Origin of the sequence: Viridibacillus sp. FSL E2-0187, assembly GCF_038006425.1 — a bacterium.
Classification (GTDB): Bacteria; Bacillota; Bacilli; order Bacillales_A; family Planococcaceae; genus Viridibacillus; species Viridibacillus arvi.
The window spans coordinates 3744005-3768019 of record NZ_JBBOVG010000001.1 but is presented as its reverse complement, the minus strand read 5'-3'; the positions used below and the strand labels follow the sequence as shown (position 1 = coordinate 3768019).

At 34.3% G+C, this 24015-nt stretch carries 25 protein-coding genes; 22 read left to right on the top strand and 3 right to left on the bottom strand.

The features are described from left to right. Window position 1: 1 nt before the first annotated feature. The 4 genes from MHH85_RS18275 to MHH85_RS18260 all read left to right on the top strand — a co-directional run bounded on the left by MHH85_RS18275 (window position 2) and on the right by MHH85_RS18260 (window position 2481). Window positions 2–709 (top strand): amino acid ABC transporter permease, encoded by a 708-nt coding sequence (locus MHH85_RS18275; RefSeq protein ID WP_340707989.1) that lies wholly within the window; start codon window positions 2–4, stop codon window positions 707–709. A gap of 27 nt (window positions 710–736) precedes the next feature. Beyond that, on the top strand, window positions 737–1252 hold the full coding sequence (locus MHH85_RS18270; RefSeq protein ID WP_193738173.1) for a GNAT family N-acetyltransferase: 516 nt from the start codon (window positions 737–739) through the stop codon (window positions 1250–1252). A gap of 16 nt (window positions 1253–1268) precedes the next feature. Continuing rightward, window positions 1269–1868: a nitroreductase family protein gene (locus MHH85_RS18265; protein ID WP_340707988.1), complete on the top strand. Its 600-nt coding sequence runs from the start codon at window positions 1269–1271 to the stop codon at window positions 1866–1868. Between the two features lie 112 nt (window positions 1869–1980). Next, window positions 1981–2481, top strand: coding sequence for a flavin reductase family protein (locus MHH85_RS18260; RefSeq protein ID WP_193738175.1), 501 nt, complete (start codon window positions 1981–1983; stop codon window positions 2479–2481). Window positions 2482–2579: 98 nt separating this feature from the next. Here MHH85_RS18260 and MHH85_RS18255 read toward each other — a convergent pair whose 3' ends face one another. After that, a complete protein-coding gene (locus tag MHH85_RS18255; protein ID WP_193741127.1) occupies window positions 2580–3209 on the bottom strand; it encodes a YfbR-like 5'-deoxynucleotidase in 630 nt (209 codons plus the stop codon). Between the two features lie 320 nt (window positions 3210–3529). On the opposite strand from MHH85_RS18255, the gene MHH85_RS18250 reads away from it, so the two are divergent. The 8 genes from MHH85_RS18250 (at window position 3530) to MHH85_RS18215 (ending at window position 12589) form a co-directional block, all read left to right on the top strand. Then, window positions 3530–3967: a hypothetical protein gene (locus MHH85_RS18250; RefSeq protein WP_340707987.1), complete on the top strand. Its 438-nt coding sequence runs from the start codon at window positions 3530–3532 to the stop codon at window positions 3965–3967. Between the two features lie 393 nt (window positions 3968–4360). After that, a complete protein-coding gene (locus MHH85_RS18245; protein ID WP_193738177.1) occupies window positions 4361–4840 on the top strand; it encodes a PaaI family thioesterase in 480 nt (159 codons plus the stop codon). 137 nt (window positions 4841–4977) lie between these two features. Next, window positions 4978–5349 carry a helix-turn-helix domain-containing protein gene (locus tag MHH85_RS18240; RefSeq protein WP_053418095.1) on the top strand — a complete coding sequence of 124 codons (372 nt, stop codon included), beginning with the start codon at window positions 4978–4980 and terminating at the stop codon, window positions 5347–5349. Window positions 5350–5905: 556 nt separating this feature from the next. Next, window positions 5906–6685 carry a LysM peptidoglycan-binding and 3D domain-containing protein gene (locus tag MHH85_RS18235; protein WP_340707986.1) on the top strand — a complete coding sequence of 260 codons (780 nt, stop codon included), beginning with the start codon at window positions 5906–5908 and terminating at the stop codon, window positions 6683–6685. A gap of 146 nt (window positions 6686–6831) precedes the next feature. Further along, window positions 6832–7386, top strand: a complete 555-nt coding sequence (locus MHH85_RS18230; protein WP_370588290.1) for a superoxide dismutase family protein — start codon at window positions 6832–6834, stop codon at window positions 7384–7386. A 104-nt stretch (window positions 7387–7490) separates the two neighbouring features. Next, on the top strand, window positions 7491–10070 hold the full coding sequence (gene mprF / locus MHH85_RS18225; protein WP_340707985.1) for a bifunctional lysylphosphatidylglycerol flippase/synthetase MprF: 2580 nt from the start codon (window positions 7491–7493) through the stop codon (window positions 10068–10070). Between the two features lie 130 nt (window positions 10071–10200). Further along, window positions 10201–10956, top strand: coding sequence for an ABC transporter ATP-binding protein (locus MHH85_RS18220; RefSeq protein ID WP_193741129.1), 756 nt, complete (start codon window positions 10201–10203; stop codon window positions 10954–10956). Then, a complete protein-coding gene (locus tag MHH85_RS18215; RefSeq protein WP_340707984.1) occupies window positions 10949–12589 on the top strand; it encodes a hypothetical protein in 1641 nt (546 codons plus the stop codon). Before MHH85_RS18220 ends, MHH85_RS18215 begins: the two co-directional genes overlap by 8 nt. 13 nt (window positions 12590–12602) lie before the next feature. Here MHH85_RS18215 and MHH85_RS18210 read toward each other — a convergent pair whose 3' ends face one another. Then, window positions 12603–12893 (bottom strand): hypothetical protein, encoded by a 291-nt coding sequence (locus MHH85_RS18210; RefSeq protein ID WP_340707983.1) that lies wholly within the window; start codon window positions 12891–12893, stop codon window positions 12603–12605. 175 nt (window positions 12894–13068) lie between these two features. Here MHH85_RS18210 and MHH85_RS18205 point away from each other — a divergent pair, with 175 nt between their 5' ends. From MHH85_RS18205 to nhaC, 3 genes are all read left to right on the top strand, one after another. Continuing rightward, the gene (locus tag MHH85_RS18205) at window positions 13069–13203 is read left to right on the top strand and encodes a hypothetical protein (protein ID WP_340707982.1); all 135 of its coding nucleotides are present in this window, start codon (window positions 13069–13071) and stop codon (window positions 13201–13203) included. Window positions 13204–13395: 192 nt separating this feature from the next. After that, window positions 13396–14496 carry an amidohydrolase gene (locus MHH85_RS18200; protein ID WP_340707981.1) on the top strand — a complete coding sequence of 367 codons (1101 nt, stop codon included), beginning with the start codon at window positions 13396–13398 and terminating at the stop codon, window positions 14494–14496. Window positions 14497–14706: 210 nt separating this feature from the next. Continuing rightward, complete coding sequence (nhaC, locus tag MHH85_RS18195) at window positions 14707–16158, top strand: Na+/H+ antiporter NhaC (protein ID WP_340707980.1); 1452 nt, start codon at window positions 14707–14709, stop codon at window positions 16156–16158. A 43-nt stretch (window positions 16159–16201) separates the two neighbouring features. On the opposite strand, the gene MHH85_RS18190 is transcribed toward nhaC, so the two are convergent. After that, on the bottom strand, window positions 16202–17446 hold the full coding sequence (locus tag MHH85_RS18190) for a hypothetical protein (RefSeq protein WP_340707979.1): 1245 nt from the start codon (window positions 17444–17446) through the stop codon (window positions 16202–16204). A 95-nt stretch (window positions 17447–17541) separates the two neighbouring features. Here MHH85_RS18190 and MHH85_RS18185 point away from each other — a divergent pair, with 95 nt between their 5' ends. The 7 genes from MHH85_RS18185 (at window position 17542) to MHH85_RS18155 (ending at window position 24009) form a co-directional block, all read left to right on the top strand. Then, on the top strand, window positions 17542–18651 hold the full coding sequence (locus MHH85_RS18185) for a mandelate racemase/muconate lactonizing enzyme family protein (RefSeq protein WP_340707978.1): 1110 nt from the start codon (window positions 17542–17544) through the stop codon (window positions 18649–18651). Between the two features lie 19 nt (window positions 18652–18670). Continuing rightward, a complete protein-coding gene (locus tag MHH85_RS18180) occupies window positions 18671–19357 on the top strand; it encodes a GNAT family N-acetyltransferase (protein WP_340707977.1) in 687 nt (228 codons plus the stop codon). Window positions 19358–19528: 171 nt separating this feature from the next. Continuing rightward, complete coding sequence (locus MHH85_RS18175) at window positions 19529–20488, top strand: nucleoside hydrolase (protein WP_340707976.1); 960 nt, start codon at window positions 19529–19531, stop codon at window positions 20486–20488. Window positions 20489–20896: 408 nt separating this feature from the next. Continuing rightward, complete coding sequence (locus MHH85_RS18170; protein ID WP_340707975.1) at window positions 20897–21496, top strand: ECF transporter S component; 600 nt, start codon at window positions 20897–20899, stop codon at window positions 21494–21496. Between the two features lie 107 nt (window positions 21497–21603). Further along, window positions 21604–22347, top strand: a complete 744-nt coding sequence (locus MHH85_RS18165) for an energy-coupling factor transporter transmembrane component T (RefSeq protein WP_340707974.1) — start codon at window positions 21604–21606, stop codon at window positions 22345–22347. Next, complete coding sequence (locus MHH85_RS18160; RefSeq protein ID WP_340707973.1) at window positions 22344–23204, top strand: energy-coupling factor ABC transporter ATP-binding protein; 861 nt, start codon at window positions 22344–22346, stop codon at window positions 23202–23204. The genes MHH85_RS18165 and MHH85_RS18160 overlap by 4 nt, the downstream gene beginning before the upstream one ends. Then, entirely contained in the window at window positions 23197–24009 is an 813-nt protein-coding gene (locus MHH85_RS18155; RefSeq protein WP_340707972.1) for an energy-coupling factor ABC transporter ATP-binding protein, read from the top strand. Before MHH85_RS18160 ends, MHH85_RS18155 begins: the two co-directional genes overlap by 8 nt. The last annotated feature ends 6 nt before the right edge of the window (window positions 24010–24015 follow it).

The window sequence follows — 24015 nt, the reverse complement described above, 5'->3', positions numbered from 1 at the left end:
AATGACAATTGACTTTCCTTTTATCTGGATTGCATTCAAAGAACTATTAAAAGCAGCCCCGTTAACTCTAATTCTTACATTTACACCTATTATTATTGGTTTTTTTATCGGAATATCTGTTGCAATGATTAGAGCATATAATTTGAGGTTTTTAAGTCGAATAGCTAATGGTTATGTTTCTTTCTTCAGAGGAACTCCTGCAATTATGCATATTATGTTAATTTATTTTGGTGTACCGCTATTACTGGATATATTAATAAAATATTTACATTTACCTATTCAATCTAACTCTATTCCTATTGTCTTGTTTGTCATAACAGCTTTATCTTTAACAGCGGGTTCCTACTTATCTGAGATTATTCGATCAGGGATATCTAGTGTATCACAGGGGCAAATAGAGGCAGCGTTTGCAATAGGGATGAATACATTTCAAGTACTGAAAAGAATTATTTTACCTCAAGCATTAGCTCAGTCTATACCGAATTTTACAAACCTAATAATCGGGTTTTTACATACCACATCAATAGCTTTTCTTGTATCTCAAAAAGAAATTACAGGCGCTGCAAATATAATCGCTTCCAAAAATCTGAAGTTTTTGGAAGCTTTCATAGCAGCTGGCCTTCTATACTGGATTATTACAGCAATTATTGAATGGGTATCTTATGCCGTAGAGAAAAAGGCAAAATCCTATACTAATAGTGCAATTTAAAATGTACCTAGAAAGGGGTCAGGAATAATGGGGAGTGTCATTACGATAGATGTTTTGTCAGAACATGAAAAGGATGCAACAAGAGAAGTTTTAGTAAAAAGCTATGAACAATTTAAAGATAGTTATGAAAACGAGGAGATTTGGAATACGTATATTGGGGAGATTAGAACTTCATTAGACAATCCTAATTTGGACCGCGTTTTAGTAGCGAAAAGCAACGATACTATTCTAGGAACATTACAAATTTTTTCTTCATCTAAGGAAGCATATGGTTTGCCAGAGTTAGAAATCCATACTCCTATTGTACGTTTGTTGGCAGTACACCCTTCTGCTAGAGGGAAAGGCGTGGCAAAAGAACTGTTAAAAGTAAGTATAGAGTATGCTAAACAAAAAGGAGCAGAGTCTCTTTATTTGCATACTACAGATAAAATGTCAGACGCAATTAGATTGTATGAATGGCTTGGTTTTCAAAGAGATCAAACCAAAGAGTTTTATAAATTTGATACATTAGTGAAATGTTACAGGTTTGATATAACAGAGTAGGAGGGAGGCTCTTAAAATGTCAGGAGATTTTTATTCAGCGATAGAAGAAAGACGATCCATTTATGGTATTTTAGATGAATTTGTTATTTCTGACGAACGTATTGAGGAGGTTGTCCAATTTGCTGTAGCAAACACTCCAACAGCTTTTAATTCTCAAACAGGTCGAATCGTTGTCCTGCTTGGAAATAGCAATAAAGATTTTTGGCAAGTTATATTTGAATCTATAAAAGAAGGATTAGCGGAAGAACACATAGAAAAAAACAAAAGAAAGTTTAACGCATTTGCAAGTGGCTATGGGACAGTATTGTTTTTTGAGGATTATGAAGTAGTTGCATCAATGCAGAATAAGTTCCCATTATTTCATGAACAATTTACTGAATGGTCGCATCAAGCGTCAGGAATACTGCAATACTTAGTATGGACTTCATTGGAGTACGAAGGATTTGGCGCTAGTTTGCAGCACTATACTCCAACGTTTTCATCTGCAATCTGCAAGCAGTGGGGAATTCAAAAAGGATGGAAACTGATTGCGCAATTACCATTTGGAAAGCCAACTGTTGCGCCAAAGGAGAAAGAAATACAATCGCTCGACCAAAGAGTTGTTATTGTAAAATAATTTATAAATAAAGAAATACTACGTCATACTCTCGACCGAACCCTTTCGTTAAAAATAAACATATGATAGAGATATCATAATAAAAAGGAATTGAAAAATAGGAGTGGATAATATGTCAGAGCAACAGCAAGCGTTTAAAAAGGCTTTAGGTAACTACCCAACAGGAGTTACAGTGGTGACAACATTCAATGAAAACCATGAACCTCTTGGATTAACGGTCAATTCATTTGCATCGGTTTCTCTAGATCCTTTACTCATTTTGTGGTCAATCGATAAAAAATCAAAATCCTATAATGAATTTATGAAAACTAAAAAATTTGCCGTAAATATTTTAGCAAGCGATCAACAAGAGCTGTGTAACCTATTTTCGAGTAAAATTGAAGATCGTTTTAGCCAATGTAAGTGGCAAGAGTCTGAACTAAGATTACCTATTTTGAATGATATATTATCGGTGCTAGAGTGTGAAACAATCCACCAAATTGATGCAGGTGATCATACGATTTTAATCGGGCATGTTTTCAATATTGAAAATACAGAGAAAGAGCCATTGCTCTATCATAGACGTAATGTTGGGCCAATTCCTAAAGAGTTTTATAAAATAGAAGCAAAGTAAAAGGAAAACTGTGAATTCCTATGGCATCTTGGGATTTGCAGTTTTTTTATGAAATTAAGGTAAAATAAAAAAGCTCTTCGCCTTTTTATTTCCAAGGCTTAGGCTTTATTGATAATTTCATGGGTTAATGCGTAAATATCGATTTGCGTTTCTTCTGCGATAACGTCTGCTAACATAACTTCTTTGAAGTATGCGACACTCGTTGGTAGTGGGATACGTAACAACTTTTCTAAAGCAGTTTGATACATATAAACAAATTCTAAATCAGTATTCCCTCGTTTTAGCTCTGCAAATGCTTCGTAGAATTGGTCGAGTTTGTCTGCGAACTCGAGTAAACGGCCTTCTGTAGTTGCATCTTTACCTTCTTTCATACGGTCAAAGAAGATAGCTTGGAATTCTTCTGGAATTTCTGAGACGATGAATTTTTCCATCATTTTCTCTTCGACATGTGCCAGCATTTGTTTTAACTCAGGTGATGCATGTTTAACTGGTGTCTTGATATCACCAATGAAAACTTCTGCGAAATCATGGTTAATCGTTTTTTCATATAATGATTTCCAGTCAATCGTTGCGCCATTCATTTCCTCTAAGGTTCCGAAGAACATGGCGTATTGTGATACTTTCCAAGAGTGAGCTGCTACATTATGCTCTTCGAATTTGAAGCGTCCGGGACAGCGAATAATTCGCTCTAAGTCGTTTAAACTTGTAAAAAATTTGTGAATACCTATAAAAATCCTCTCCTCTATAATAAGTATATGCTAAAGTGTAACCTTTTATGTGATGGTTTCACCTATATCTGCATTGTACTACAGAAATTTAAAAAACCAGTCCAATTTACGATTTTTTAATAAGTAATTTACATTAGGTTAACACTAATTTAAGTGTAAATGATTAAACCATGAAAATGCTACTTTTTTGCTTATGACTGTTGAATAAAACAACATAGTTTTTTGTTCATAATTCAGACATTGCACTCTATTACCTTTTCAATTATCGTGAATATAGAAGGAATATCGAAAAATAAATACCATTTAAAGGATTCGATCAAATGATATATTCAATAATCGTTTTTATACATGTAATTAGTGCCATTTTGTCGATTGGACCATTTTTTGTATTGCTACCGATGCTAAAGAAAATGCGTACGACGGAAAATCACCATGCATTGGAGGCATATGTGGGGACCTTTTCGAGTTCCATCCGTATTGTGAAGCATGCAGGCCATGTTCTCGTCACAACTGGGTTGCTTGCTATGTGGCTTGGTGGTTGGAACTTATTGACTTCGTGGATTGTCATGACATTTGCTGTAATGATTAGCTCAATTGTCTTTTTGGCAAGTGCTTTTAAACCAACTATTCGAACATTTAATACATCAGAATTCGATCAACAGCTGTTTATCAATAAGTTAGTAAAATCTGTTTGGATTTATATTGTACTGTTGTTAATTATGCTATGGTTTATGGTTGCAAAGCCGACATTATGGTAATAAAAATATGAAGGCTATCTATTCATCAAATTTGATGAGTAAATAGCTTTTAAATTTTTTAGAATCTCCGTTTAAACGTATTATTATAATAGAAGGAAATTTTGAGGTATGACAATGTATTTATTTGAGTTTTCAATTGATTGCTAACATAATTATTATTTGTATTATATTTGTCACAGTATATTAGGTTAAAAAAGCCATTTCATCGAGTAGATGAAATGGCTTTTTGCGTTTAGATCTAAGTGGATTCACTAAGTAATCTAATTATTATTCTAATAAACATAAAAATTTTCTCTTTAAAGCAGAAAAGTTGTTAAAAAGAAAAGGTTTAAGAAGGAGGGTGTCGAATTGTATAGTAGTTGGATTATTTTGCAATAAGGGGGATGAATGTGTATGAATAAGGTAGAAAAAATAGCTATTCAGGATGAATATCCGGATGAGTTTGCTTGGTGCTACGGTTGCGGAAGACTGAATACTGAAGGTCATCATATTCGCACGGTTTGGGAAGGTGAAGAAACCGTTACTTATTATGAATCAGGAGATAAATTCACTGCTATACCAGGATTCGTATATGGTGGCTTTATAGCTTCACTTGTTGATTGTCATGGTACGGGATCAGCAGCATTGGCACTCCATAGAAAAAATGGTCATGAGCCAGGTGATAGTGTGGAGCCGCCAAGATTCGTTACAGCGTCATTACATGTGGATTACTTGAAACCTACGCCACAAGGGGTACAGCTAAAAGCTGTTGGCAAAGTAGAAGAAATTCACCCAAAGAAATTCAAAGTTCACGTGAAATTATATGCTGGGGATGAGCATGTAGTTAATGGAGAAGTAGTAGCAGCTTATATGCCAGCTAGTTTTGTTAAATAACAATTTTATATAGTAAAACATATTAGTTATCAGAGTTAGTTTTCAGCGCTAAATTTTAAGAGTGCAAATATGAAAGCTTAATAATAGAAGTAACTTAAAGACCCACAAATGAAAATACATTAAAAGGAGTGAAAAAAATGTTTGACGCGCAAGCTTTTGGAATGAAGTTGAAGGAATTACGAGAGTTAAATGATTATTCAATGTTGTCATTAGGCAGAAAAATCGGCACGTCCGCAAGCCGTATTAAAAGTTGGGAGATGGGAGAGAGTGTCCCATCAGCAAGCTGGATTGTAAAGTTAAGTGGAGTGCTACAAGTTTCGGCAGATGAATTACTATTGAATGTAATGGATGAATCAGCGGAGCAAAAAGAAGATAAAGACAAATTCAAAAAACGTAAAGTATTACTAAGAGATATTCATTTATTATTGCCTGAACTTAACAAACAGGACTTATTAGAACTTTATACTTTGGCTGAATTAAAGGCGATGCAAAAAGAAGTTATTTCTTAAATAATAAAATGTTTGTAATTATTCATGGTCAGATTAAATATACTCAACACCTTCCTAAATGATAAAGGAAGGTGTTTTTTTGTTAAGAAAATATCTGTTTTATAATGAATTTTTGTTTTATAAGTATTTATTGATTGAATATTTTACTGGAAAATAAAATGAAAAACATTCTTTTACTGTATGTTTAACCTAAAAATAGGTGTGAACTTTTGTAATATTTGACCGGTCAAACCTCTATTTTAACCCTCAAATTTAGCGAAATAACCTCTTTTTTTCAAGAAAACAAAAAAAATGTAGACAATTTCTTGGTGTTTTTTGTGCTTAAAGTGCTTCGGGAATAAGTAATTGGAGGTATATTCCAATGCCTGTTTTAGTAGTTATGACAACGATTTAGAACACTTTGAAAAAATTTTTTTACAGAAAAATGTATAAAATGACAGAATATTGATAACTATTGTAACAGGATTGATACCCCCCCTACATCATTTAGAAATATTCATGACATGTAGGAATGTTAGAGTTATCCGTGTTAGTGAAAAGGAGGTCGTTTTTAACGATGAGAAAACAATTGATTGCACTAGCGGCAGGTTTTTTGATATTAGGATCTGCAACAATGACAGCACAAGCTGCATCTGTTAGTTATAGTTATACTGTTGAAAAAGGTGATACACTTTGGGCTATTGCACAGGCCAATGACATTTCTGTCGAAGACTTGCAAGCATCTAATCTGCTAGATACTTCTTTAATCTTCCCAGAACAACAACTAGAATTAGAATCTAAATCTGATAAAAAATTAGATGACACATATACTATTAAAAAAGGTGATACACTGACAAAAATCGCCGAAAAAAAGGATGTTACTATAGCAGATTTGATGGAGTGGAATAATTTGTCTAGCGATTTAATCTTTGCAGGAGATACACTTGCATTATCGGCTAAGGCAACTTCGAATATTACAAAAGTTCAACAAACACCTGCTCCAAAACAAGCAAAACAAGCCCAATCAACATCTACACAAACAACAACATCAGCACCTCAACAAGGCGGCAAAACGATGACTGTACGTGCAACAGCATATACAGCCTATTGTACAGGGTGTTCAGGTATAACAGCTACTGGTTATGATTTACGTGCAAATCCAGGAGCAAAAGTTATTGCAGTCGATCCTTCTGTCATCCCATTAGGCTCAAGAGTATGGGTAGAAGGTTATGGGGAGGCAATCGCTTCTGATACGGGTGGAGCTATTAAAGGGAACCGTATTGATGTATTTATCCCAGATAATAACAAAGTTTATCAATGGGGCGTACGTAATGTCACAATTAAAGTATTAAACTAATATGCAATATAAAATGTTCCTCTCATGTCGAAAATATTTCGTTGTGAGGGGATTTTTTTATGCTTTTTTAAAAGAGAGTGTTTTAGCATTTCTCATACATAATTTTCAACATTTTAGCCATCCTTTTATAAAAGGAGTGGTATTCAATGAGAGTGAAAAAATCACAATGGATGTTACTAAGTATGACATTATTGCTTGGTGCTTGTTCGTCTAATAAAGAAGCTTATAAGGAAGTAACAGCAATTCCAGCTGAATCTGCACATGCAATGTTTATTAATAGTGAAGGCAAATCTATTGGTGAAGCAGTTTTAACTGAAACAGAAGAAGGTGTTAACATCGGACTTGCTTTACAAGGGTTAGAACCTGGCGAAAAGGCGATTCATATTCATGCAGTCGGAAAATGTGAAGCACCTACATTCGAGTCGGCAGGTATGCACTTTAATCCAACAGATAAGCAACATGGATATTTAAATCCGAAGGGATACCATTTAGGTGATTTGCCAAATTTACAAATAGATAAAGATGGTACAGTTGATTTGGAATTTTCAACTAAAGCATTTACTTTAAAACAAGGAGATAGTCGTTCTATTCTAGATGGAGATGGTAGTGCTTTTGTTATACATGAGTCTTCAGACGATTATAAAACAGATCCATCAGGGAATTCTGGTAAGCGAATAGCGTGCGGAGTTATTAAAAAATAGTCGATTTGTGAAAAAAATAAGAATTTAAGCAACGAATTCAGCATTTTTCGCGCCACAACTGTATAGTAGTAGTATAAGAAGTTGACGTAAATGGGTGGTTGCGAATGAAACTAAACAGATCGACAATTTTTCAATGGCTGAAAATCATTGTTCCGGTACTATTAATGATTTTTGCTATTCATGAAATAGGTAAGATACTTGGGAATGTTAATGGGCAAGAAATTGTTCGAGAGCTAGAGAATTTAGATGTTCGTACTTTAGTATTAATGGCAGCTGTCCCTTTAGTACTTGTATTTCCAATGTTTTTTTATGACTATTTTATTGTGAAAAAACTAAAACTTAAAAGACCATTAAGACGTTTGATGAAAGAATCGTTAATTATTAACTCTTTCTCTAATCTAATTGGTTTTGGCGGATTAATTGGTGTGTTGTTACGAACGCATTATTTTAAGAAAAAAGAAGTAGATAATGGTGCATTTTTCAAAACAATTGCTTCAGTAACTTTATTTTATTTAGCTGGTCTTTCATTATTTGCTTGGGTATTACCAATCTTCTATTGGGATTTTCCATTATTTAATGAACGGAAAATTTTAATTGTCGCTGTATCAATTATTGGCTTATATGTGCCATTTTTAATTATCAAAGCTATTGTTCAATTAGCTAAAAAAACAACGACACCTCGCCATGTATTAGGTGATGTGGGATTACTAGGTGTATCAGTCTTAGAATGGTTAGGTGCATTTGCATTTATATACTTAATCAGTTATATGCTAGAAGTTCCAATTGGATTTGAAAATTTACTACCGATTTTCATTATTGCTTCATGTGCTGGTATTGTGAGTATGATTCCGGGTGGACTCGGATCTTTTGATTTAGTGTTCATCTGGGGAACTCAAAGTTTAAATGTCCCTGAAGAGTCTGTATTATTAATGCTGTTATTTTACCGCGTTGGTTATTATATTATTCCTTTTTTAGCAGGGCTTTCTTTGTTCCTTCGAGAGCTATGGGGTAAATTAAATGCCGGCTTTAATAGTGTTCCGAATATTATTTTAGAACGCGCTAGTCACATCACCGCTACTGTACTTGTGTTTTTGTCAGGGCTCTTACTTTTGTTATCTTCCGCTGCTCCTGGAGCTATTGAAAGAATTAAGTATGCAAAAGATGTATTATCTTTGCCGATAGTCAATGTTTCTCATCAGGTAGCTGTAGCGACAGGATTTATATTGTTAGCGTTATCTAATGGTATTTCATACAAGGATCGACGTTCATACCAATTAACATTATTTGTATTATTGTTTGCTGCAGCATTATTTATTGTAAAAGGTATTCAATATGAACAGGCACTATTTATGATTTTTGTAGCTGGGTTATTATTTGTTTCTAGAGATCGTTTCTATCGTGAAAGTTATATTGTTACGTGGGGTCGCTCCATTATAAATGTATCTATTATTTTGATTATTACAGCATTGTATGTTGGTATAGGCATTTGGGCGAAGCCCTCTGCAAGATATCCAATTCCAGAAAGCATGAGACCATACTTTATTACGGATTCGGGCGATCTATTTCGGAGCGCTTTTATCGCTTTGATTGTTGTAACCATTGTTGTATTAATAGAAGTTTGGTTAAGGAAAGTAACACAATTTAAGAAAATATCTTCAATTCAACATGAGAAAGAGATATTTTTACATCTCAATAAATATGGTGGTAAAGAGTTATCGCATCTTATTTTTTTACATGATAAATATATTTTTTGGAATAAGAAAAAAACTGTATTATTCCCTTATCAGGAAAGTGCCGATAAACTGGTTGTTCTTGGAGACTTGGTTGGAGAAAAGGCAGATTTTGCGGAAGCGATTGAAGAGTTTGTTGCGCATGCTGACTATTACGGTTATACGCCCGTTTTTTATGAAGTAAGCGATCAATTTGTACCTCATCTACATGGCTATGGCTACAGTTTCTTTAAATTAGGAGAAGAGGGCTATATAGATATAGAGAAGCTTGTATATTCAAACGATGATGCAAAGTCAGTTAGTAAGCTAACAAATAGTTTAGAGCAGGAAGGTTATTCTTTTGAGATCATACAACCGCCATTTCAAAAGAATCTGCTAAAAGAATTGCGCACCTTATCAGATGAATGGCTGGATAATCGAAAAGAAAAAGGATTTTCACTTGGCTATTTCAATGAAGATTATTTACAATTTGCGCCACTCGCGGTTGTGAAAAATGGCGAAAATCAAGTTGTGGCATTCTCAAATATCATCCCGTTGTATGATGAAGAACAGACTATCTCGATTGACTTAATGCGTTCGAAAAAGACGGATCTTCCAACTGGTATAATAGATTATTTATTCCTTAATATCTTCATCTGGGCTAAGAGTGAAAATTTCAAACTTTTAAATGTTGGAATGACACCACTTTCGCATATTGGTGTTTCCAAGTATGCTACATTAACAGAGAAAATTGCTGCAGAAATTATATTTAATGGGCAAGAATATTATAATTTCCAAGACGTGAAACATTTTAAAGAGAAGTTCGCAAATACATGGAAGCCTAAATATTTGGCTTATAGAAAACGAGCTTATTTACCTTTTACAATGTTACAAATTATGATATTAATAGGTGACAATAAATACGCTACTATGAGAGAGCAAGTATCTGAAATTAAAAACTCTCGTAAACGATAATATAACTATAAAACCTTAGAGTCATTTATACGATTCTAAGGTTTTATTATAATCAAAGAAAAAAGAAAATTCTTATAAAGGAGTGGTTTTGTTGATAGGTGAACCCATTTTACGATTACAAAACGTTGAGATGTCTTTTGGTAATAAACAAGTCTTAAATGGTATTAATCTAGAAGTAGGCAAGGGACAAATTATTGGTTATATAGGACCGAATGGAGCAGGTAAAAGCACCACGGTAAAATTGATGCTTGGGTTAATTGAAGGCTATTCAGGGAAAATTGAAATTTTCGGTAAGGATATTGCTGATGGGGATTATACATATAAAAAAAGGATTGGCTATGTGCCTGAAACAGCAGAGCTATATGATCATTTAACAGCCGCAGAGTATTTGACCTTTACCGGAGAAATGTATGGTTTAGGACGTGAAGAAGCTGAGAGAAAAGCGTATCAATTGATGTTTCAGTTTGGGTTAGAGCATGCTTTTCATCAACGCTTAACATCTTTTTCAAAGGGAATGCGTCAGAAGGTGCTAATCATTTCTAGCGTATTGCATAATCCAGATTTATTGTTTTTTGATGAGCCTTTAAGTGGGTTAGACGCAAATAGTGTCCTCGTTGTGAAGGAGATTTTAGCAAAGCTTGCTGATGAGGGGAAGACTGTTTTTTATTCTTCTCATATCATGGAAGTTGTTGAGAAGATTAGTGACCGAATTGTGCTTTTAGTTAATGGTTTAGTAGTAGCAGATGGTAGTTTCGAAGAGTTACAACAGCAAGGTAAGGAGGGGACACTAGAGGAAATATTCAATCAGATGACAGGGTTTAATCAACAGGTGGAGATTGCCGAGCGTTTTGTTGAGATTGTGAAAGAAGGTCGAGTACATGAATGATTTTAAGTCGTTAAGAGTACTCGATGCGTTCCGGTGGATTTTTGAGAAATTTGATATCGATTTTCCAATTATGAGGAAACTTATTCAATTAAAACTAACCATGGATAGTCGTCGAATACCGGCTATTTTCAATGGACAAAAGCAGAAAAAAGAAGGCAATCAATTTATTAAATCCCTCTGGCTATATCTTTTTTACGGACTCTTATTGTTAACGCCTTTTCTATTTTTGGGGAATCAATATATGTTCGCGTCGAGCATTTTATTTACTGTGTTAATGTTCATTACAATTACGACGATGGTGTCTGATTTCTCAGCAGTATTGTTAGATGTACGTGACAAAAATATATTACAGCCAAAACCGGTTAGTAATCGTACACTGAATGCGGCTAAATTAATGCATATTGTAATTTATTTAGTATTGCTGGAAGGTGCATTTGTCATTGTTCCACTTGCTGTTGGGATATATCGATTTGGCATTTTTTACGGACTCATTTTCATAGTTAGTATTGTTTTTGTTAGTTGTTTTGTCGTTGTCATCACTGCTTTCACATATTTATTTATTCTACGTTACTTTAGTGGTGAAAAACTGAAGGATCTTATCAATTATGTTCAAATATTTTTAGCAATTGCAGTTATGGTTAGCTATCAAGTAATGGCGAATTCATTTGAATTAACTCAAATGAATTTACAGTATACGTTTACGTGGTGGCACGTTTTTTTACCACCCCTTTGGTATAGTGCCTTTTTTGAAGTATTGTTAAACCAAGATTACTCGATAAATATGCTTATATTAATGGCATGTGGTATTGTTATTCCCTTACTGATGCTGAGGTTATATATTAAGTTGATGCCAACATTTGAGAGAAGCTTATCAAAACTAATGAGTGATACGGTACGTACTAAAGGTAAGTCACATTTCTTTGAAAATTGGACTTCGAAAATCTTATGCCGTAACGATCAGGAGCGTACATTTTATCGATTTGCTTCATTAATGATTCGGCAGGAACGAGAATTTAAGTTGAAGGCATATCCACAAATAGGCTTTGCCATAGTTATTCCATTTGTGATGTTTTTTAATGAAGTACGAATCGATTCTTTAAAAGAAGCTATGGCAAATGAAAATGTATATCCTTTGTATTTTAGTGCGCTCATGATTCCGACGGTTGTTCATTTATTGAAGTTTTCAGGGTCATATAAAGGTAACTGGATTTTTAGAGCAACACCGATTAGCAATTCGAAAATGTTTTATAGTAGTACACTCAAAGCAGCAATTGTGAAGTTGTTCTTCCCGACTTTTGCTCTGCTAAGCATTGTGTTCATTGCCATGTTCTCATGGGCAATAATTCCGGATTTACTTATTATTTTATTAGTTGCAATTATGATGACATTGCTTTCATATGTACTTTTGAATGGAGAAGTATATCCTTTTTCAAATTCTCATGAACTAACGCAAGATAATAATACGTTAAAGGTTTTAGTAGCAATGGTTGTCATTGGTGTATTTGCTTTAGTCCATTATTTAATCGCTATGATTCCATATGCTAAGTTGATATATATGCTGATATTAATAATTGCGGTTGTTATTGGATGGCGTCTTGTTTTTGGAGAAAAGAAAAATCACGGTCACTCATAGAGCGACCGTGATTTTATTTTGTTTCTTTAAAAGAGATTGGAGTAGGTTCTATACTTAAGTCTGGTTGAATAGGCTTAAATTCTAACAATGTATCTTTGGATAGTGAAGATGATGAACGAACTTGTTCAATTTCTAAACGAAGCTTTTCTGTTTCAGCTATAAAACTTTGTTGTTTCAGTTTTTCGAGCTCAATTTCATCTTTTAGTATAGAATGTTTAATTTTCAAGCGATCGTTGAAAGCTTTTGATGAGATGGCGACAATTGGAATTAATAATGCGAAAATTGGGATTAAAAAAGGGCTCATAAACTATCTCCTTTAGTTAAATTATATTGTCTTCATTATACTGTAAAATGTTGGATTTTGTTTCGTTTTTATAAAATGACAGAAAATTTAAATTAATTAGGTTATAACTATTGATTTAACGTACGTAAAATTGTAATATTAAAAGCACTAAAATTATTTTTAAGGGGGAATGCTAATGAAAGCATCAAGATTTGAAACGTATTTAGTAGATCAGGATTTTGAAGTTCAAAAAGAAGAAGAAAAAAGTGAGGAAATTTGCCATGAGAATAATCGTGAGCAATATCCTGAAGGTTTTTTTACCGAGTTATAGCTATTGAACAGCCGTATAAGGGCTGTTTTTTTATGAAAAGGGATTATATTTACATAATTTAGTGTATGTTCATCGGAACTTTAATTCGTTTTCTAGTAAAAATATCAACAAGAAATTAAAGTAGGACAGAAATGCTTAGATGGAAATCTATTTATTTTTGCAGTATGATGTGATTCAGATGGGGTGTTAAACATGACAATTGATGAACAAATAGTAAATTGGTTTGAGTATTTTCATGCAAATCCTGAAATTAGCTGGGAAGAACATGAAACAACAAAGAAAATTGCGTCTATATTAGATGAATTAAACATTTCTTATAGACTACTTGGTGATGTACCAGGTTTACTAGCAGAAATTGGTGAAGGTGAAGATGTAGTAGCAGTACGTGCCGATATAGATGCTTTGTGGCAAGAGGTTGATGGTGAATGGCGTGCAAACCATTCATGTGGTCATGATGCCAATATATCGATGGTGTTGGGTGCGCTATTACATTTAAAAGATCAAGAGTTAAATCATCGTATTCGTTTTATCTTCCAACCGGCTGAAGAAAAGGGGAATGGGGCTGTTGCTGCCTTTGAAAGAGGGGCAGTTGAGGATGTAACCCATTTATTTGGTGTGCATTTACGTCCTGTTGAGGAACTTAAATTAGGGCAAGTATCTCCAGCTATCCACCATGGAGCTGCAGTATTTTTAGAGGGCAGTATCCATGGAACAGATGCCCATGGCGCACGACCACATCAAGGGCAAAATGCTATTGATGTTGTAGTAGCTATACAACAAATGGCGAAGAATATTTATATATCTCCATTTGAACCACATTCAGTGAAATTAACGAAAATTGTAGCAGATGGCGGGAGTATCAATATTATTCCAGGTGGAGCAAGCTTTACTATGGATGTACGCGCACAGAAAAACGTTGTATTAAAAGAGATGCAATCTAAGGTTGAACATGGCTTAGAAGGAATCAAGCAACAATTTAAAATGGATATTCAATGGAGGTGGGTGGATTTAACACCAGGCGCAGAAGTATCTTCAGATGCTGCAAAAATGGCGGAAGAGGCGATTGTTGAAGTGTTAGGTAAAGAGCATTTAGCACCAGCAGTTGTAACACCAGGTAGTGATGATTTCCACTTCTACACAGTATTAAAACCAGAATTAAAAGCGACAATGATCGGTATTGGCGCCAATTTAGCTCCAGGTTTACATCATCCAAAAATGACTTTTGAAAAAGAAGCTTTACTAGATGCTGCTAAAGTATTAGCGAAAGTACTTTCAAAAACTCTAGTGAAATAATATAAGAACCTATGCGAAGAAAATCTTTGCATAGGTTTTTTATTTTTTAGTAATATCAGTTTGTTGAATTTTGCTTGTTGACGCACCAAAATTGATAGCGTTTTCAAAAAAGGTTTGACTCAAAAAGAAGTGGCTATTACTATTATTATAATAGTGAGTATTTATAGACTATTCTAAAATGTTTATATTTTCGCAAAGGGGTTGTGAGAAATGAAAAAGGAGATTAGTGCAGGATGGGCTGGTTTAACATTTTTGATTATGATTATCACAATGTTTGTATCAGTCGTGAAATTTGGTCAAAGTCCACATGTGCCATTAATTGTGGGGACGATTGTAGCAGCGATTGTTGCTTGGAAGCATGGCTATAAATGGACAGAGATTGAAGGCATGATGTATAAGGGGATACGTCTTGCATTACCAGCAATTGTGATAATTATGTTAGTTGGGCTAACTATTGGCGCGTGGATCGGTGGCGGAGTTGTAGCGACAATGATTTTCTACGGTTTGAAAATTATTTCACCAGCATGGTTTTTAGTAACGATTTTGCTTATTTGTTCAATTGTGTCACTAGCTATCGGAAGTTCATGGTCTACAATGGCTACAATTGGCGTAGCTGGAATGGGGATTGGCTTAAGTATGGGGATTCCTGCTGCGATGATTGCAGGGGCTGTTATTTCTGGTTCTTATTTTGGTGACAAAATGTCGCCACTTTCTGATACTACGAATTTAGCTGCGGGTTTAACAGATACAAATTTGTTTGATCATATTAAGCATATGTTTTATACAACAATTCCTGCGTTACTTATTTCGTTAGTTGTATTTGGTATACTTGGTCGACAGTTTTCATCTTCTTCTATGGATATCGAAAAAATTGAAGGAACATTAAGTGTTTTACAAGAAAGCTTTGTTATTACTCCTTGGTTACTATTAGTACCGGTTATTGTAATAGTATTGGTAGCGAAAAAAGTTCCTGCTATCCCTGCTTTAATTGTTGGGATTTTACTAGGTTTTATGGCTCAAATTTTAGTGCAAGGCGGTGCACCAGCAAATGCATTGAATGCTTTGCAAGAAGGATTTAAACTAGAAACTGACAATGAAATGGTCTATGAATTGTTTAATCGTGGTGGGCTAGATTCGATGATGTTTACTGTATCAATGACTCTTGTTGCGATGACTTTCGGAGGTATATTGGAGTATTCTGGTATGCTTCAATCAATGATGAATATTATTGTGAAAGCAGCAAAATCAACAGGTAGCTTAGTTGCTGCAACAATTGCCTCTTGTATTACAACAAATGCAACTTGTTCTGAGCAATACATATCTATCGTTGTACCTTCACGTATGTTCGTTAATGTTTATAAAGACAGAGGACTGCACTCTAAAAACTTATCACGTACTTTAGAGGATGGTGGTACACTAACTTCTGTGTTTTTCCCATGGAATACGTGTGGTGTATTTATATTAGCGACATTAGGTGTAAGTGCTTTTGAATATGCGCCATATGCGATATTGAACTTTACTGTACCCATTCTTTCCATTATTTATGGATATATAGGTTTTTCTATCGTTAAATTAACGCCGGAAGAGCAGGCATTAATAAAGAGTAATGAAGCGAAGTTAAAAGAGAAAGAAGATTTAAATAGTGTACCTGCACTAGATTAATAGGCAAAAGCCTTCTAGAATTTATGTTTTCTAGAAGGCTTTTTTAATGATATGTGGAGAAATTCAGCTCATATAAACTGCGTGGTCGACCTTGTTGATATGTCATCTCTTCTCCAACAATTTTAGCGTAATTATGTTCAACAAGTTTTTTTAGAATACGCTCTGTTGTTCGCCGTGTTACTTGTAAATGCTCGGATAAATCATGAGCTGTAAATTGTAACGATTGTCTCGATTTACTAAAGGCCATAATTTTAGAGATGTTGAGTGGGCTAAGTTTTGTTTCCTTAGCCATAAGGACAATATAAGGGTCTTTCGCTTGTAATGATAATGTTGTGGTGGTATTTGGAAATGGTCCTTGTAATTCTTTATTTTCAGTTAAGATATAAATAGCATTAGGTAAAGCATATTTTAAAGCTTGTTGTGCATTCCTTTGAGCTTCTAGTATAGATTCACCATAACCAAAGACGAGCTTAGCCGACTTTTCTGAAACAGTAAAGAAAGACTCAAGTTTGTTTTGAGTAAGTGCATTTTGCAAATGTCCATACGTCGTAAATAATTCAAACCGGCATGTGTCTACTTGTTGATAAGAAGCATGGATGATAGTAGCTAATTGTTCTACCGTTTGTAATGGATTATGTGTAGTTTTATGGAATTCTATAATTCCGGCAACTGCTTTTGCTGATTCAAACTTTGTTAATTGTGATAAAGATATAGATTCATTTAGACGACGGATAATTGAACTTTTTGGATCAAGCATACGTATGACAGGTATACCCAATGCCGTTAATTCATCATAAATAGCATGGATACTAGTTATGACTAAGTCAATTTGCTTTGACTCCCAAAGTGCAATATGATTTGTAAGTAATTGCTTAGTTGGAGTCGATATTTCAATTTCTTGCATGTATGGTAATGTACCTTCATACTGGATATCTTGTAAGACATTTTGTATAAAGGTAGAACTCATTACATCAATAGATAGGCGGTCAATTGTGACATTATGTTTTGCGATTGCAGAAAGAATAGTTGCTGATATCATCGTTTCATCTTGTTTTATATATGTCCAAGGTATCGGCCATTGACGTAATAAGTGTTTAGCATACAAATAAGGCAATGTACCTGCCAACAGTAGAACATCACAAGGTTTTACTTGTTTCATTAAGTTAGGTGTTTCTTCTGGTGAATTGTAAATATAAAAATCTAATTGTATATGTGGTACTTCATGTGAGATAATATTGAGACGATTCATAAATGCTTTCGAACAAATGACTGCAATTTTTGTTGACATATAATATGACTCCTTTGTTATATTTTTTTACTAATTAGCGACTATTTAACGACAACTATAACAGCTCGTATATAAAAAGAAAAGAGTGAATATAAATGAAAATTACTGAAATTGAAATTTTTGCTATCGAACTACCTTTAATTGAACCATTCATTATTAGCTATGACACATATCCATCAATGCCCTCTATAATCGTGAAAATGACTACAGATGAAGGAATTGTAGGTTACGGTGAGTCTGTCCCTGATGAACATGTAACAGGAGAGACTTGGGAAAGTACCTATGCTGTATTGAAAAACCAACTGGCACCATTGATGATTGGTCAAGATCCAATGGCATTCGAAAAGATTCACGCATTAATGGATAAGGCAGTTTATCAAGTACCTGCAGCAAAAGCGGCAATTGATATTGCTTGTTTCGATATAGCAGGGAAAAAATTAGATGTACCAGTCTACCAACTAATTGGTGGCCGTTATCATGAGAAGTTCCCAATAACACATGTACTAAGCATTGGTACACCTGAAAAAATGGCAAATGAAGCAGAAGAACGTGTGAGACAAGGCTACCGCTCATTCAAAATGAAAGTTGGAACAGAAGTCATGAAGGACGTAGAACGTATTCAAGCAGTACGTGAGCGTATAGGCTTTGATATCGCAATCCGAGTAGATGTTAATCAAGGATGGGAAAATAGTGCTACAACTTTACGCGGGTTAAGAGCATTACGTGACGTTGATTTAGATTGGTTAGAGCAACCTGTTGTTGCAGACGACATTGATGCGATGGTAGAAATAAAATCTAAAACAGACATTCCTTTAATGATTGATGAAGGTTTACATGGTGTAAAAGAAATGCGTGAAATTATTGCTAAACGTGCTGCTGATAAGGTCAATATTAAATTGATGAAATGCGGGGGTATATACCCAGCGATGAAATTAGCAACAATGGCTGAAATGGCAGGAATTGAATGCCAAATCGGATCGATGGTAGAATCATCAGTCGGTTCTGCGGCTGGATTCCATGTTGCATTCTCCAAAAAAATTATGACAAGTGTCGAGTTAACAGGACCATTAAAATTCTCAAAAGATGTGGGTAACTTAAAATATGATGTACCATTTATTTGTTTAAATGAGCGTCCAGGATTAGGCATTGATGTAGACGAGGCTGTCCTACAAGAACTTTGCCACTACTCGCATGTAGTGAAATAACAGTTTGAGGAGGACTTGGATGAACAGTTTATATAAAGGTCATTTAGGTGAAATACCATTTGATATACGCTTATTAGCAATGGAACATTTACCAATCATACAACAGTTACAAACTATTGTTTATAATGCATTACCAGATCAATCCGTGTTACAGCCTCTATCACAAGAGGAATTTGAATATATTCTTCATGGCAACGGCTTAATGATTGGAGCATTTGTAAGAGAAGAGCTAATTGCATTCCGTGCACTTCTTGAGCCTGAAATTGATGATGAGCATCTTGGACGTGATTGTGGAGTTGAAGAATCTCAATTATCACGTGTTTTATACCAAGAAATTTCAAATGTTTCGCCTGATTATCGTGGCTTTGGTCTTCAAAAGACATTGGCTAAAGTTATTATGGAGCAAGTAGATGTGGAACGTTTTGATTATATTTGTGCCACAGTAAAGCCGTTCAATATCCCAAGCTTAAAAGATAAATTTTCACAAGGTATGATGGTTGCTGCTTTAAAATTAAAGTATGGTCGTAAGCTTCGTTATGTATTTTTTAAAAAAACAACTGAAGAGGTTTTATCATTTAGTGAATCTTGTAAAGTTCTAATGAGTGATACCACAATGCAGCAACGTCTATTAAAAGAAGGCTGGCTTGGTGTACAAATGTTCCTAGAAAATGAGGAATGGTTTGTAGAGTATAAAAGAATGAAATGAGTATGAGCCACTTTCGATAAGGAAGGTGGCCTTTAATATAAATAAATAGATAATTAAAAACAAGAACATAAGATGTTGGTGATACAAGCTTCAAAAAAGGTTACAATACTTATTGAAGTAAATATAGTGCTATTTAAAAAATAGTAGTAATTGTATTGAGGAGTGAATCTATTGAATAAGATCCCTGTAATATTAGACTGTGATCCTGGTATTGACGACACAATGATGCTAACACTTGCTTTTGCAAGACCTGAGTTAGATATCCGTTTAGTAACAACTGAAGCTGGAAACGTATCGCAAGATAAAACAACGTATAATGCACTTAGTTTCTTAACGTATATTAAACAAGATGTTGAAGTTGCTAGAGGTCTCGATGCTCCTATGTTCCGTACATTAGAAGTGGCTGAAGAGGTTCATGGTGAAGGTGGATTAGGCAATGTGAAATGGGCTGAACCAACTTTACAAACGAGTGAACGATCAGCTGTTAATGCAATGCGTGAAACGCTTTTAGCTAGTGATGAGCCTGTGATTATTGTAGCAACTGGCCCATTAACAAATGTAGCAGCGTTATTATTAGCACACCCAGAAGTAAAACCGAAAATTAATATGATTTCATGGATGGGTGGAGCAGCAGTAGGTGGTAATATGTCAACAACTGCTGAATTTAATGCTTATGTTGATCCACATGCGGTAGAATTAGTTTTCCGTTCAGGTTTACCGATTGTTATGAGTGGCTTAGATGTAACGCATAAAGCCTATATTACCCTTGATGAAATGGAACGATTAAGCAAGTCAGGAACCGCATTTGCTGAAAAAGTTGCCGAGATGATGAAATTTTATACATTTACACAATCACAAACACCATTCCACGCTCCAAATTTCGAGAACCAAATTCGTGTACATGATGTTTGTGCAGTTGCTTATCTTGTTGCACCAGAGCTATTTCAAGGTGGAGATTATTTTGTAGAAGTAGAGTTAGAAGGCCGTTTAACAGCAGGTTCAACAATTGTTGATTATGTAGGTAAAACAGGTAAAGCTCCTAATGTTAAAGTACTACATACAGTTAATCGAGAAGGATTTATCGAATTATTCTTTAATGCAGTGAATACGATTGGTAAACAACTAGCTTAAGAAGAAGTATTTAAAAACTATTTGATATCTATTTAGATATCAAATAGTTTTTTTGTTTTTAATAGTAGTATTTATTAGCACTCATAAATATATTAAGTAAAACAGTGATTGAAAAATAGCATTGTATCCCCATATTTAAGAGTTTAGATTGAGTTTAATGTCACCAAAAACATGTTTCCATCATTAGATGAAGTAGGAGGAGACAATGCGATTAATAATGGTTTTTATATGAAGAAAGGAAATAAAAAATGTATTCGCTTACACGACTGTCGTGTGTGTTTATATGTATGATAATCAGAATCATCGAGGGAGTTGACTGCTATGTGAAAACAATACGATTGGTATTTGAAGATTCACTTATTGAATGGTTACTTTGAGGATGAAAAATAGTCGAAGGAGGATGACAAGATGAAACGTAGCTTTAAAGATGATTTTAATATGTTAGCAATGCTTTTAATTCCAATAGGTGTTGCGGTTAACTTAGTAGGGTTCCAGGTTGCCAATGTATTAAAATTACCTATCTTTTTAGATACCATTGGCACAATTTTAATTGGTGTAGTGGCAGGACCTTGGGTGGCTCTTTTAGCAGGACTTATTACAAATTTAATTAATGCAATTTTTAATCCTATTTATTTACCGTATGCATTAACGTCAATAGCGATAGGGCTTGGTGCAGGTTATTTATCTAAGTTTGGTATGTTCAAACAAATTGGTAAAGTGATTATTTCAGGTATTATTATCACATTTATTGCTGTCATTGTATCTGCACCAATAACCGTTTTGGTTTTTGGTGGCGCTACTGGTAATACATCGGCAATTATTACAGCGACATTTTTAGCAGCAGGCCAAGAATTATGGACAGCAGTATTCTCTTCTTCATTTATTACTGAAGTAGCTGATAAAGTAGTCTCAGTATTAATTGTATACTTCATTATTAAAAGTATGTCAGATCGTTATTTATCCAAAATGAATTATGGAGAACTTTACATGAAACGTAAACAACGTTAATACTATTAAGCTCTTTCTATTTTCGTTGTTAGTTTCTCAATGGAAAGGAAAGGGCTTTTTCCTCTACGATTTAGATTTTAAGACATATTTTTAAGGAGATGCCAATAATGAAACTAAATCCAATTTTAAATTTACATCCACTGACAAAATTGTACTTTGCTTTATTTGTAACAATCTCAGTAATTATTATACCTAGTTATATATTTGCGTTTACATGGTTTCCTATATTACTTGTGATAGCTATCATTGCGGGAGTAGGCAAACAATATTTAGATATTGTTGTGAAAGCATTAGTGTTGTTATTGGGGATCGTTTTTCTAATGCAACTTTTTTTCTATCCAGGAGATCAAGTTATAGGTGAATGGTGGATCTTTGAGGTCACTAAAGAAGGATTGCAGTACGGACTTGTACTAACTTCACGCGTGTTAGCAATGGGTTCAGCTTTCATACTTTTTTTCAGAATTACAGAAATACGTGATTTCGTAAAAGCGTTGGAGGATTTGGGTATGCCACCAATGGGTGCGTATATTGTATTATCAACGTTACAAATAATACCTGAAATGCGACGTCAAGCACATACTATTATGGAAGCGCAAAAAACTCGAGGAGTGGAAACAGAAGGCTCACTTTTGATACGTGCAAAGGCATTTATACCAATACTAACGCCTCTGATTTTATCTTCTATTGCAAGTACAGAGGAACGTGCTATCACGCTTGAATCACGTGCATTTTCTGCCCCGACTAAAAAAACGAGCTTACATAAGTTAAAGAAAAGTAGCTCTGATAGGACAATACCGATTGTATTACTTATTTTGATGATCAGTCTTATTATTTGGAGGTTATTCTTATGAAAAATATCATTGAAATAAAAAATATGTCTTATCGTTACCCTGTTAGCGATGATTTTTGTTTGAAAAATATTACATTCTCAATCCAAAAAGGGGCGTTTACAGCAATTGTCGGAAATAATGGAGCTGGAAAAACAACACTGTGCAATGCGATACGTGGTTTTGTTCCACATTTTTATAAAGGTGAATTAGCAGGTGAAGTTATTGTAGATGGTAAGCAAATTGTAGATTATCAACTTGGACAACTAGGTGAGAAAATTGGCTATGTTTTTCAAAATCCTTTCAGTCAAATTTCTGGTGTGAAAGATTCTGTTTTTAATGAAGTTGCATATGGCTTAGAAAACTTAGGCGTACCAGTAGATGAGATAATACAAAGAGTTGAAGATGTATTAAAACTAGTGAATATTGAGCATTTAAGAGATAAAAATCCATTTGAATTATCTGGTGGACAAAGGCAACGTGTTGCGTTAGCCGCAATTATTGTAATGAATCCAGATATTTTAGTAATCGATGAACCGACATCTCAGTTAGATCCCATAGGAACTGAAGCTATATTTGATGTTATTCGTTTAATGAAGGAACGAGGGAAAACGGTATTACTTGTTGAACACAAAATGGATTTAATAGCAGAGTATGCCGATAATATTTTAGTACTCCATGAAGGTGCACTTGTTATGCAGGGTCCTGTAAGAGAGGTTTTTTCAGATCCCAAGTATTCAACATTTAATATTCAATACCCACATGTTGCTGAAGTGGCTTTAAATCTTATAGAAATAGGAGTTCCACTAAAATTTATTCCCATTCGAAATGAAGAACTACCGAAAGCTTTAGAGATGGAATGGGAGGAGAATAATGACTAATTTAAAAATGCAAAATATAAGTTATTCTTATCCAGATGGAACACTAGCTTTAGAGGATTTCTGTTTATCTATCTCAAGTAGAGAGCGTATTGCTATTATTGGACAAAATGGCGCAGGTAAAACGACAGCAGTTAAATTAATGAATGGATTATTAAAGCCAACAAAAGGAAATATATTAGTTGGTGATATGGACACAAAAGAATACACAACAGCGCAAATTTCTAGAAAAGTAGGTTATGTTTTTCAAAATCCTGATGATCAAATTTTTCATAATAATATAGAATCTGAAGTACGTTTTGGGCCTAAAAATATGGGTTTTAATGAAGAGCGAGTAGACAAACTAACGAATTGGGCGATGGATTTATGCGGTGTAAAAAATTATAATGATGAGAACCCATATAATTTACCTTATTCTATCCGCAAGTTTGTAACAATTGCATCTGTTTTAGCAATGGATTCAGATGTTATTATTTTAGATGAGCCCACTGCAGGTCAAGATAAGGTTGGTTTAGAACGTTTGGTACACATTTTAAAAGTACTTGAAGAAAAGCGGAAAACGGTTATTACAATTACACATGATATGGAGTTTGTAACTGAATATTTTGATAGAATTGTTGTTATGGCGAATCGTAAAATAGTTGTAGACGATAATGTAGATCAAATTTTTTATAACCATGAAGTTCTAGAAATGAGTATGTTAAAGCCTCCTGCCGTAACAAAAATGGCTAAATTATTATCCCTATCGGATGGTATAACTACGCAGGCCCAGCTTCTAGCTGCTATTTCCGAAAAAGTTAAGCCATAAAGGAGT